At 40.8% G+C, this 12338-nt stretch carries 12 protein-coding genes; 9 read left to right on the top strand and 3 right to left on the bottom strand.

Going from position 1 to position 12338, the window contains the following annotated elements; translation table 11 throughout:
- Positions 1-7 precede the first annotated feature (7 nt).
- The 3 genes from ACYQ1N_RS05370 to ACYQ1N_RS05360 all read right to left on the bottom strand — a co-directional run bounded on the left by ACYQ1N_RS05370 (position 8) and on the right by ACYQ1N_RS05360 (position 3882).
- On the bottom strand, positions 8-1189 hold the full coding sequence (locus ACYQ1N_RS05370) for a DnaD domain protein (RefSeq protein WP_459833670.1): 1182 nt from the start codon (positions 1187-1189) through the stop codon (positions 8-10).
- A 79-nt stretch (positions 1190-1268) separates the two neighbouring features.
- On the bottom strand, positions 1269-2657 hold the full coding sequence (murC, locus tag ACYQ1N_RS05365) for a UDP-N-acetylmuramate--L-alanine ligase (RefSeq protein ID WP_459833668.1): 1389 nt from the start codon (positions 2655-2657) through the stop codon (positions 1269-1271).
- A gap of 52 nt (positions 2658-2709) precedes the next feature.
- Positions 2710-3882: a nucleotidyltransferase domain-containing protein gene (locus tag ACYQ1N_RS05360; protein ID WP_459833667.1), complete on the bottom strand. Its 1173-nt coding sequence runs from the start codon at positions 3880-3882 to the stop codon at positions 2710-2712.
- Between the two features lie 265 nt (positions 3883-4147).
- On the opposite strand from ACYQ1N_RS05360, the gene ACYQ1N_RS05355 reads away from it, so the two are divergent.
- The 9 genes from ACYQ1N_RS05355 (at position 4148) to mfd (ending at position 12278) form a co-directional block, all read left to right on the top strand.
- Positions 4148-4414, top strand: a complete 267-nt coding sequence (locus ACYQ1N_RS05355) for a PqqD family protein (RefSeq protein ID WP_459833666.1) — start codon at positions 4148-4150, stop codon at positions 4412-4414.
- Positions 4415-4416: 2 nt separating this feature from the next.
- The gene (locus ACYQ1N_RS05350; protein ID WP_459833663.1) at positions 4417-5928 is read left to right on the top strand and encodes a radical SAM protein; all 1512 of its coding nucleotides are present in this window, start codon (positions 4417-4419) and stop codon (positions 5926-5928) included.
- Between the two features lie 147 nt (positions 5929-6075).
- Positions 6076-6420, top strand: a complete 345-nt coding sequence (locus ACYQ1N_RS05345; protein ID WP_459833661.1) for a hypothetical protein — start codon at positions 6076-6078, stop codon at positions 6418-6420.
- A 113-nt stretch (positions 6421-6533) separates the two neighbouring features.
- Positions 6534-6689: a hypothetical protein gene (locus ACYQ1N_RS05340; protein WP_459833658.1), complete on the top strand. Its 156-nt coding sequence runs from the start codon at positions 6534-6536 to the stop codon at positions 6687-6689.
- Between the two features lie 26 nt (positions 6690-6715).
- Positions 6716-6856, top strand: a complete 141-nt coding sequence (locus ACYQ1N_RS05335) for a hypothetical protein (protein WP_177955860.1) — start codon at positions 6716-6718, stop codon at positions 6854-6856.
- 60 nt (positions 6857-6916) lie between these two features.
- Entirely contained in the window at positions 6917-7657 is a 741-nt protein-coding gene (locus ACYQ1N_RS05330) for a hypothetical protein (RefSeq protein WP_459833655.1), read from the top strand.
- A 106-nt stretch (positions 7658-7763) separates the two neighbouring features.
- On the top strand, positions 7764-8183 hold the full coding sequence (locus ACYQ1N_RS05325) for a S26 family signal peptidase (protein ID WP_459833653.1): 420 nt from the start codon (positions 7764-7766) through the stop codon (positions 8181-8183).
- 1 nt (position 8184) lies between these two features.
- Positions 8185-8748, top strand: a complete 564-nt coding sequence (pth, locus tag ACYQ1N_RS05320) for an aminoacyl-tRNA hydrolase (RefSeq protein ID WP_459833651.1) — start codon at positions 8185-8187, stop codon at positions 8746-8748.
- A 2-nt stretch (positions 8749-8750) separates the two neighbouring features.
- Positions 8751-12278 carry a transcription-repair coupling factor gene (mfd, locus tag ACYQ1N_RS05315; protein WP_459833648.1) on the top strand — a complete coding sequence of 1176 codons (3528 nt, stop codon included), beginning with the start codon at positions 8751-8753 and terminating at the stop codon, positions 12276-12278.
- Positions 12279-12338: the final 60 nt, after the last annotated feature.

Below are 12338 nucleotides of genomic sequence, written 5' to 3'. Positions count from 1 at the left end.
CTCCTTATCAGTTGTCGGTGCGGTATTTCTTGGGAGCAATAAGTTCTTCCTCAAGCTTGTCAAAATCAATGTTGTCTCTCTGGTTCTCATAGTTAAATGACGCATTGACTTTTTTTGTATTGCAATATTTGGAATATTTTTTGCTTTCGGAGTTTCTGTGTTCCGTATCCAGCTTTAAAACATCTTCCATGGTGGAAACATTTCTGCTGTACCATTCTGAAAGAATTTTGTCGGTGTAACCGAAGGCCGGTTCGTGGCATATTCTCATGGTTCTGTTACAGGCCTCTATAATAAGGTCGCTGTTGGTATGGAACATGTCATACCATTTATCTACATTCTCAAGTTCCTCGTCGTTAAGATCTCTGTTTCTTATGCCATAGGCCCGGATAACACGACCGTAGTAATCCGTGAAATTTTTGAGATAATTATCGGCATCTTCCCTGTTTCTTATGTGATTACGGTTCCAGTCAACGGCTATTTTTTCCAGATAACGCAGGTTCTTTTTGTGGTGCTCCGCGGCGTATATAAGCAGATGTTCAACAAGATCCACATTTCCGTACAGATGATTGTATATGGATATAAGACGTTCTCTGTTAGACTCGTTGACCTGTATGTCAAGATATTTCTCGGCATAAAATACAACTTCTTTTATGGAATCGTGTTCAGGCATAAGAGCCTTCATTGCATTGTTCTTTATATCTTCGTATATCTGCTGCCTTCTCGGATTATTGGTATCGCCTGCGGCGGCCGGCGCAGGTTTTCCGGTGACATCGCTGACGTCTCTTCCGTCATGACCGGGATACGTGCGTATTGTATCGGAGTCGGCGCCGGGAGGAATAATGCCGTCGATTCGTTTCGGGATAACGGTCCTTCGACGGGAGCCGTTATTTCTTCTGTCGGCGTCATTTATAACTATTCCGGTTATATTGTTGTTGTTATCCAAAGACAATGATATAAGACCTTCGGACTGCCAATACAAAAGGGCAGATTCAAGTGTAAATGCATCAATTCCCAATATGATTCCGATGGATTCCATGGAGCTGATAGTAATATTCTGTTGTGTAAGACTCAAAAGATAAACATATACCTTGAAAGTCGTTCCGTCAGTGCCGATATATTTATCGATAAAGTCATTGGATATGTTTGTGTACATGTTAGTCTTGTTAGAAGAAATAGCTATATTTCCCATCAGAATCTCCTTAACAATTATAAATTTTCATACGTATACTGTATGCCTTACGACATGAGAATACATTTACGGTATGACGTTATTTAAGCATCAATTCACCTACTTTGTATACATCTCCCGCTCCCATTGTAAGCACACAGTCCCCCGGCTTTGCATGTTCCTTAACGTAGCGCGCTATATCTTCAAAGGAGTTGATGCATACGCAGTCCGCTCCTCCGTCGGAAATAAGAGCAGCAAGATCTTCAGAATGAACGCCGTAGATATCTTCCTCTCTTGCCGGATATATCTTGGCGATAATAACATGGTCTCCGTCTCCGAGGGAAAGGCACTCTGCGAATTCGTTTAAAAGAGCTTTCGTTCTTGTGTATGTATGCGGCTGAAAAACGACCCATAGGCTGTTGCGCTCCGTATTTTTTATTGCGGACAAGGTAGCTCTTATTTCATCGGGGTGGTGAGCGTAATCGTCTATTATGGTTATGCCGTTTACCTCACCTTTATATTCGTATCTTCTTTTTGTTCCGGTAAATTGTGAAAGCCCTTTTGCAATGCTCTCAAAATCAACTCCGTTAATATGAGCGGCGGCAGCGGCGGCAAGGGAATTTAATACATTGTGAAATCCGGGAACATGAAGCTGTATTTTAACGGATTCTTCCCCCTTACATACAAGAGTATACGAAGCAAAGCCGTTTTTATCATATGCGACATCCGCTGCATAATAATCGCTTTCGGAATTCGGACCGAAAGTAACAAAGTCTGAAATTCCTTCGGGTTTAAAGAAATCAATGTTTTCTATTTCGCTGTTAATTACGACTTTGCCCGTACTTTTCGGAACCAGTTCCGCAAATCGCCTGAATGAATTTCTTATGTCCTCAAGATCCTTAAAGAAATCGAGATGATCCGGCGCAATGTTAAGTATGACGGCGGTAGTAGGGAAGAAAGACAGAAAACTGTTGGTATATTCACAGCTCTCCACCGCAATAACATCTTTTTTTCCTATCCTTATGTTGCCGAAAGCGGGCAGAATACCGCCGAGAGAAACCGTTGGGTCGGCTTCCGCGCTTATGAGAATCTGAGCAAGCATGGCAGTGGTTGTCGTTTTGCCGTGAGTTCCGGATACGCAAATTGATTTATTATAGCTTTTCATAAGCTGTCCGAGTATATCGGCGCGTGTTTCCATTGGGATATTTCTCTTTACACATTCCGAAAATTCGGGATTATCCGGATGAATGGCGGCGGTATAAACCACAAGATCGATGTCATCCGTAATATTTTCGGCTTTCTGAGGAGTCATAACCTTTGCGCCCATGGCTTCAAGTTCTTCCGTAACGGCAGATCTATTCATGTCGGAACCCGTAACCTTAAATCCGTTGGAAAGCAATATATGAGCTATTCCGCTCATGCTTATTCCTCCTATCCCGATAAAATGGACATGGATTGGATTATTTAAATCTAAATTATAAACACTCATAGTTATCTCCTAAGTAAAATAAATAATGCAACAGAAAGAGAATGTGCAGCTGCTACTTCCTTTTATTTATGGTTTTGAGTTCGCCTATGATTTTTTTTCTGTTGACAATAAGCCTGTTTACGGCCCTGTACATCAGAAAACCGGGTCTTAAAAACTTGTGCTTATACAGAAACGGATGGGCTTCCCTGTAGTAACTTTCATTCGGGAACAGTCTGCTGTTGTAATATTTCAGTTTATTTGCAAAGGTCATTTTATCACTGCCGGTGATTTTTTTGAACTTACTCTTAACAAATTCCTCGTCCGTACCGTATGCACCGGTGTGAGACAGGAACACAAGAAATCTTCTTTGAGAAGGCGTCAGCACCTCTATTGCACTTAATGCGGCGTCCGGGTCCGCAAATAACAGCTTTGAGACATTTCGGCACATAACTTCAAAACCGCGAATTCCAAGCTTTTCCAACTCATCGGAAATATATTTCCTGTCTAATATATCGCCGTATGCTTTGTTGAATATATATACGTCGGTAAGAGACCTTACGCCGGTTCCGCCCTCTTTGAAATGCTTGTATGCATGAGCCGTCATATATATGTAAAAATCCTCATTGTTAAAATGAAATCCGTATTCCGAGTCAGGATCTTTTATGAGCCTTCTTTTTACATCGGAGTAATAATCGGCAAATTTTTCACTGAAGGTGTATTGGAACAGTCTTGTGTGAAATTCAAAGTTATAAACCGGCGCCTTGGTATATTCGTCGTGATTGGTAACACCCGCAAAGTGAATATTATAACCGCGGTTGAGCATATATTTTTTAATATCTTCCCTGTATCGATCGTCAATGAGCAAATCGTTATCGGCCATTTCCCTCATTTCGTAGTGAGGGTACAGATCCTGGAGTATAACACCCTTAAGGGGAATATGCCAAATGCCTTTTTGTTCAAGAAAGGCGCATATCTGCGACCTCTCGGCATCAAATAATGCACGCCGTTTAAATGCGGTAACGGCGGACATATCCCATGCCAGTTTATAGTCGTTTGTCAGCCTGTCATCGTCACATTTATCAAATGCAAACGACACAATGGATGTAACGCTGTGCAGCTTGCTGAGTTCGAAAATTCGGAACAGTTCATTGTCCGGCACAGACTTCATATTCGGAGCCTTGTCATTAAGAGCGCATGCCGTAAGATAGATCAGACTCTTAAATCCGGGATTGTAATCTTTAGACATAAAAACACCTTTAAATACTGTATTTTCCGCTTCCGTAACTATTGTGAGATTCCGTATACGAAAAGCAGGATATTATTTTATATATTAGCACATATGAGAAGAAAAAAAGTCACAAATCTTCCCGCCTGTGTCTAAACTTAATTAAGTAATTAAATATCCGGTAAATTATGGGATAATTAATTTGGCTTTTTACTTTTACGGCGTATAATTAGAGCCATATGACTGCGATAATTTACGGTTTTTATTTTTATCGAATGGAGGGATTATGAAACTTAAGAAAACATTTTGTACACAAAAGGTGGCGGACGGACAGATTATGGTTCCTGTCGATAACTCGGAAAGCAGTTTTAAGGGAATCGTAAGAAGTAATTCAACGGCGGCATTTGTTGTCGACATGTTAAAGGAAGGCACAACTAAGGAAGAAATATTGCAAAAACTGACGGATACATATGATGCTCCCGTCGAAAAGCTGGAATCGGACCTGGACAAGGTCTTGGAAAAGCTCAAAAGCATAGATGCCATAGAGGACTGATTATGCGTGTTGTTGTATCTCCGGAGCAGGCTGTGCTTGACATTGCCGGTCTGCAGAAGAATAAAAGCAATTCATACAGATTATTAAAATGGACGGTATTCATTCCTTATGAAGACGGATTTGCCGTAAATAATTATATGTCGGGGGAACTTTTGTATATCGGAATTGATGAATTTAACCGATGTTTATCAAAAGATGCCGCCGTTTTGTTACGGGCCTCGGAAAATCCGGAAAATGATACGGTTATTAGGATTGACGGCCGTATTAAAGCCGTATTGAACGGATTTTTGAAGAATTTGGGATGGGAAGACATTTCAAAAGACGAATTATTGTCGCATCTGCTTAAACATTGGTTTATTGTTCCTGCGGATTTTGACGAGAAAAATCTTGTGGAAGAATTGAGACTTGCCTGCAAGCTTATAAACAAAAAAAGAGGAATAACATCATATAAGATACTTACCACCACAAGATGCAATGCCAGGTGTTTTTATTGTTATGAGCATGGGATAAAGTACAGGGATATGACGGAGGAAACGGCCGGAAAGATAGTTGATTATATTAAGACTCATCATAACGGCAGGCACGTAACTTTGAGCTGGTTCGGGGGAGAGCCCCTGATGCGCCCAGATATCATTGATATAATATGCGAAGGTCTGGCAGACGGGAACATAGAATATTCGTCGGTAATGATAAGCAACGGATATATATTTAATGACGAACTTATTAAGCGCGCAAAAGACAAATGGAATCTCAAAAACATACAGATTACACTTGACGGCACAAGAGACGTATATAATAAAACAAAGAATTATTATAATAAAAATGATGCCGATATATATAATTATGCCGGTAAATACGTAAATGAAGAGATTTCGGCACATCCCTATGACAGGGTAATAAGAAATATACATATGCTTTCGGATAATAACATAAGCGTCAACATACGTCTTAATGTCGGGGCTTATAATTATGACGATATGGATAAGTTTGCGGATATTCTCGGACATGAGTTTTCCGATGTTAACAGGGTTACGGCGTATGTGGGAGGTCTGTTTGAAGAAATGGATCGGGAAGAAGACTCAAAGAAAGACCTTGTTAACAACATCATTAAATTATCGGATAAATTAAACAATCTCGGACTGGGTTCATATTTGAAATCAGGACTGAAATTGAGAATAACAGGCTGTATGGCGGATAATGACAATCATGTTGGATTCGGTCCGGACGGACTTATTATCAAGTGCGAACACTTCCTCGACGACAAAACCATAGGACATATAGACAGCGATTATACGGACATGGAGGCCGTGGAGGAGTGGAAGGAACGGGAAGAAGAGGGAGCCGAATGTGATTCGTGTCCGGCATACCCTGCGTGTTATAAATTAAAAAACTGCCCTATAAGCCATTCATGTTCAGTTTCGGAAAGAGATGAGATTATTGCTCAGAACAAACGAACCATACTTCATGAATTATCCGTTGAAAAAGAGCGGAAAGAAACAAAGGCTACACAATAAGTGAAGTGTAAAAATACTGACACGAGGACGATTTAGAATATTGACGAAGGCGTGTGTTTTTCGTTATTTTTTAATGAGAAACTACATAGATCATGTATGTGAGATACCATTTGTTATACGTTTTAAAATGTGTTCAAGGGGGTACCAATGCAAAAAGAAGAATATTTTGAATCGGACATAGTGACAGACTCTGAAGATTTTATTACAAACGGCGGCGTTTACGATTGTTCGGACGATTATCAAAGCGATGACGATGACTATGACTGCGAATGCGAGTGTGAAGATGACGATGACTGCGAATGTGAAAGAGAATACTCAAGATCGTCATACAGGTCATCGGGAAGAAGTTCCTCATCAGGAAGAAGTTCCATATTCGGTTCGGGTAAAAAAACGGGCAAAAGATCGGCTTTCGGCTCATCCGGAAGCAGAAGCAGGGATTATGATTATGATTGTGACTGCGATTGCGATGACGATGACCATGATTGCGACTGAATGAGTTAAAAGCATATGAGCATATAAACGCAGCGGGATATTCGGATTATATCGACGTGTATTATTAAGTGTTAAAACACAATAATACAAAAGATTTAATGCAGGCGGTCAATGTGTCAGAAGTATGCATAAAAACAGGTAAAAACGGGCGATTCTACGGCTGTGAAAAAGTTGACATTAATGCCGTTCTAAGATATGATAACAGAAGTATCAACACACAGAATTTCGTGCGCAAAGATGCGAAGAAATTCGTGTCTTTATTTAAATAAAAATTATATTTCAGAGAGGTGCGGCTGTGCAGAAAAAAGAGTACGAAGAAATGAATATGGATATCCTTAACATTGATTCAAGCGATATTATCACAAAGAGTGATTGCTATGACTGTGCATGTAATACACAGGGTGAATGTGAAAAGGATTATAAATACAATCCATAATTACATTTTGATCTTACCTCCAAGCCGAAAGGCTTGGAGGTTTTTTCTAACGGAGTGACGATGAAGGAGTTTTATATTAATATTGCGGATACAAGGATTTGTATAAAGCCCATGTATGAGGCGATATATGAATTCTGTAAAGATTATATATGCACGGAAGACAAAGCGGATATTACGCTGGTGACGGAGCCTGAAGACATAGCCTTTGAGAGAGCATATGAGGAAACCCACGGAATACATAAGCAGACCATACCTAAGGATTACCCGGATTCATATTTGGAAATAATCTCCGTATACAGAAAAATTGCGGAGGAACTTATAGACAGAGACATCATACTGCTGCACGGTTCATCCGTATCAATAGACGGAAACGGAATTATATTTACAGCCGACAGCGGCGTGGGGAAGTCTACACATTCAAAACATTGGCAGGAGTGTTTCGGAGACAGGGTTGTTATGATAAATGACGACAAACCTCTCGTTAAAGTAAGCGGGAGCGGCGCAGCCGTTTACGGAACCCCATGGTCCGGGAAACTGGGTCGAAACAGCAATATAAAGGTTCCTTTGAAATTTATTTTCAAACTGAACAGGGGAGAGAACCGGGTAGAGAGTATCGGTAAAAATGAAATGTGGGGCATCTTAATGCAGCAGGTATATAAAAGCAAAGATGCGGGAAAGATGCAAAAGACCATAAGTCTTATTGATATGCTTACGGCAAATGTCCCCGTATATAATATATATTGCACCGATTCCGTCGACTCGGCAAAATGTGTATATGAATATATAAAAGATTATATTTGAGTAGTTCACTTAAATAATTAAACCCGCGGACAGCGGGATATATTTTTATTATAAATAATCGGATATTATCAATAATTGCAGACGACAGACATAATTGATTGAATTTATGAATACGACAATAAGAGAGCAGCTGGAAAAACACGGTAACTTTCTGTATCCCAACAAGGGCGTAAGCATGAGACCGCTCATAAAAGAGGGACGGGATGTTATGATAATAGAAAAGAGAAATACGGGACAACGCCTTAAAAAATATGACGTTGTCCTTTTTGAGCGCCCAAACGGTGAAAATGTAATGCATCGAATTGTGGACGTTCTGGAAGACGGTTATCTCATCCTCGGGGATAACTGCATTAATAAAGAATATGTAAAGGAAGATGCCGTCATCGGAATAATGACGGGGCTCATAAGGAACAATAAAACAATAAAGGTGACGGACATCGGTTACAGGTTATACAGCAGACTGTGGTATGCGCTGTATCCTTTGAGACGCCCTTTAATGAGAATAAGAAACAGGAACGGTGATTAATATGAAGTTAATAGCGGGACTCGGCAATCCGGGAGCCGAATATGAAAATACAAGACACAACATTGGTTTTGAAGTAATTGACAGGATATCGGGAAAGTACAATATTGCGGTAAAAAGTATGGAGAAGCACGGTCTTGTGGGGAAGGGAATGATCGGAAGCGAAAAAGTCATTCTCGTAAAACCGCAGACATTTATGAATCTGTCAGGCGTATGTGTGGCCGGACTTGCGGATTACTATTCTTTGGATATAAGCGATGTGCTGATTATATATGACGACGTGTCGCTTGACATCGGCAAAATAAGAATACGACCTAACGGAAGCGCGGGAGGACACAACGGAATAAAAAATCTGATAAATGAACTGGGTACGCAGGATTTCCAAAGGATTAGAGTGGGAGTCGGGAAGAAACCCATGCATTACGATTTGGCTGACTGGGTACTGGGACACTTCAAAAAGGATGAGCGTGAAATAATGGACAAATCCGTCGGACTGGCAGCGGAGGCTGTTGAATCAATCCTTGACAGGGGAATCGGATTTGCAATGAATATGTATAACGGATTGTGATTATGAAAGACTTTTTAAATATTTCACATGAATTCAGCGGAATAAACAAAGGCGCTGAGGTACTTAAGGATAACGGAACAGTACATTTTACGGGATTAAGCGGCGTACAGGTCGCTCATATTTCGGAATCGGTAAGACAGCGGACAGGCGCGGAAGCCCATGTAATAATTGTAAGCGACGAGCAAAAGGCTATAACAATGACGGGCGACATGGCTTTTCTGGGAATAAACGCCGTATATTATCCCGCAAAAGACGCGATATTCTACAATGTGGGAATGCATGGCAACGAGATAATGTATAAAAGGCTTGGATGCATAAGCAGATATATTGAATGTACGGAGAACAATGAGCCCATAACGGTTGTTACAACCGCAGATGCATGCCTTGATATGCTTATACCCATTGAAAAATACAAAAAGTCAATAAAGTATATATATGCAAATGATGAGACGGACACGGACAGACTGGCTGAAGAACTTGTGAAAATGGGATATGAACGCCGAAGTATTGTCAATGAAGCCGGGCAATTCGCAATAAGAGGCGGAATTATTGATATATTCGACGTAACGTCAGATACTCCCGTAAGAATAGAATTATGGGGAGACAGCGTGGAAAGCATAAGAACATTTAATGCGGAAACTCAGAAGAGTATTTCGGAAACGAACATGCTGAGAATATTCCCCGCCACGGATATGTTGTTTTCCGATGAGGAGATACGGGATGCGGCAGGATATATTTTGTCGGATATTGCCGTAAGACTTGACGAATTGGGAGACAACAATACAAAAAAGGATGCGGTTACATATGAGAGATGCAACAGACTCAGAGCGCTTGCCGCCGTTGCCGAAAGCAATTCGCCCAATCCGAAATTCATATCATATTATGAAAAGAACATATCGTATTTATTGGATTATTTCGGAGACAATACTCTCATTTCCGTTGTTGAGCCTATGCTTATTACGGAGCGCTTCGAAGAATTAAATTCGGAATATATGTCAAGCATGGAGAGCAGATATGCGGAAGGTTACTGTCTGGAGTCACAAACTCACGGGCTTAAAAACATTCTTGATATGTACAAATCTCTTAAAAGCCGAAAATGCTGTGTTTTTACGTCATTTGACAGCAGGCTCCGTGACATTGAAGCTGACTGTACGATAAATATAAGAGCCGTTTCATCGGAAAATTATAATAATGCTTTCGATTTGCTCATTAAAGAATTGAAAAGTTACCAAAAGAGAAATTACCGCATCTGCCTCGTTACAAGTTCAACTGCAAGAAAAGAAAGGCTTATAAAAGAGCTGTCGGACAATGAAATCAGAGCATATAATTCGTCGGATTACGGCGAGTTGGTGCCAGGAACGACGGCGGTTATGTTGGGAGGCTTAAGCGAGGGTTTTGAATATCCAGAAAATAAATTTGTATGTATATCGGAAAATGACATATTCAAAGATAAAAAGAGAAAGAAGCAGAAAAGAAAGCATATAGACATTACGGAGCTGGATATGGTTCCGGGAGATTTCGTTGTTCACGAAAGTCACGGAATAGGTATATACAGGGGCATAGAGCGGATTAAGACCGACAATGTTTATAAGGATTACGTAAAAATAGAATATGCCGGAAACAGCGCCGTATATGTTCTTGCAACTCAGGCTGACGTGCTGCAAAAATATGCCAATGCGGATACGGATAAAAAACCAACGGTCAATAAATTGGGAAGTGTTGCATGGAGCAATGCAAAAAGAAGGGCAAAAGAGTCTGCGGAAAAAACGGCCAAAGACCTTATTGAGATATATGCACGCAGAATGCAGCTTAAGGGATACAGATTCAGTGAAGACGACGAATGGCAGAGAGAATTTGAAGAGCTGTTTCCGTATGAGGAAACCGATGACCAGCTGGCTGCGGTGGAAGACATTAAGTCCGATATGGAAAGCGACAGAATAATGGACAGGCTTATATGCGGAGACGTCGGATTCGGCAAGACGGAAGTTGCCATGAGAGCAGCGTTTAAAGCGGTAAACGACGGAAAGCAGGTGGCGTTTCTTGCACCGACGACAATACTTGCAAGACAGCAATATCTGTCTTTTGTTAATAGATTTTCGTCATTTCCGGTTAAAATAGCTCATATGTCGGGGTTTTGTACGGCAGCCGAAAACAGAGCCGTTGCAAAAGATGTTGCCGCGGGCAATACGGACATTGTAATAGGCACCCACAGAATATTGTCAAAGGACATGGCTTTTAAAGATCTGGGACTTCTGATAATTGACGAAGAACAGCGCTTCGGAGTTGCACATAAAGAAAAACTGAAAAAACTCAAAGCAAATGTTGACGTGCTGGCCCTGTCCGCGACTCCGATTCCGCGAACGCTCAATATGAGCCTTGCGGGTATAAGGGACATGAGCACTCTTGAAGAACCGCCGGTAGACCGAATGCCCATACAGACCTTTGTTACGGAACACAATATGCAGATTGTGAAAGAGGCCATAACAAGAGAGGTGGCAAGAGGCGGTCAGGTATATTACGTAAATAACAGGGTTCAGGGCATAGAAAACGTTACGAGGGAATTAGAGGAAATGATGCCGGACGTAACATTTGCATATGCTCACGGTCAAATGGACAAAAAACAGCTTGAAAGAGTAATGCTCTCATTTACAGAGGGAGAGACGGATGTGCTTGTTTCCACCACAATAGTGGAAACGGGAATGGATATAGCAAATGTTAATACCATTATTATAGAAGATGCGGATAAATTCGGACTTTCTCAGCTGTATCAGCTCAGAGGCCGCGTCGGAAGATCCGGCAGAAGTTCATATTCATTTCTGCTCTACAGAAGAGACAGGGCAATTACGGAAACCGCTCTTAAAAGACTGAATGCACTAAGAGAACTTACGGACTTGGGATCAGGATATAAGATTGCCATGAAGGATCTGGAAATCAGGGGCGCAGGCAATCTCTTGGGTAAAACACAGCACGGCTTCATATCTTCGGTGGGTTTTGAAATGTATACAAAACTTATTAACAATGCGGTCGCCGAACTTAAAGGGGAACCCGTTAAAGAAAATGAATATGAAACCACCGTTGATTTGAATGTGGATGCATATGTTCCCAATGATTACATAACAAAAGAAACTCAGAAACTGGAAATCTATAAACGCATATCTAACATAAATTCCCATGAAGACGTATCGGATATGTTGGATGAATTAAATGACAGATACGGAGCCGTTCCCAAAGAAACGGTTAACCTGTTGAACATTGCATATATTAAATCTCTGGCTCACGGTAAATTTATAACCGAAATAAGAGGCGGGAAGAAAAACGGCAAATGGACAACGGCGGCATATCTGTACAGGGACGCTCCCGTTGAATTTCAAAATGAAATAAAAAGTTTTTGCGAAAAGGCGGGAGGTTCCTTTCTGTTTATTGAGGGGGAAGATAAGTGCCTTATGTGGTCATATCCGACTGCAAAGGTGAACAATACCGGTGAATATTTGGATTTGATTGTTAAAACATTAGTAAAATTAAACGTATAACTTGTTTAAATGATTATGTTTATACATTGTATGAACATAGTCTACAGACTAAGGGGGACG

Source organism: Howardella ureilytica (assembly GCF_054657495.1).
This window is presented reverse-complemented; position numbering and strand designations above follow the sequence as displayed.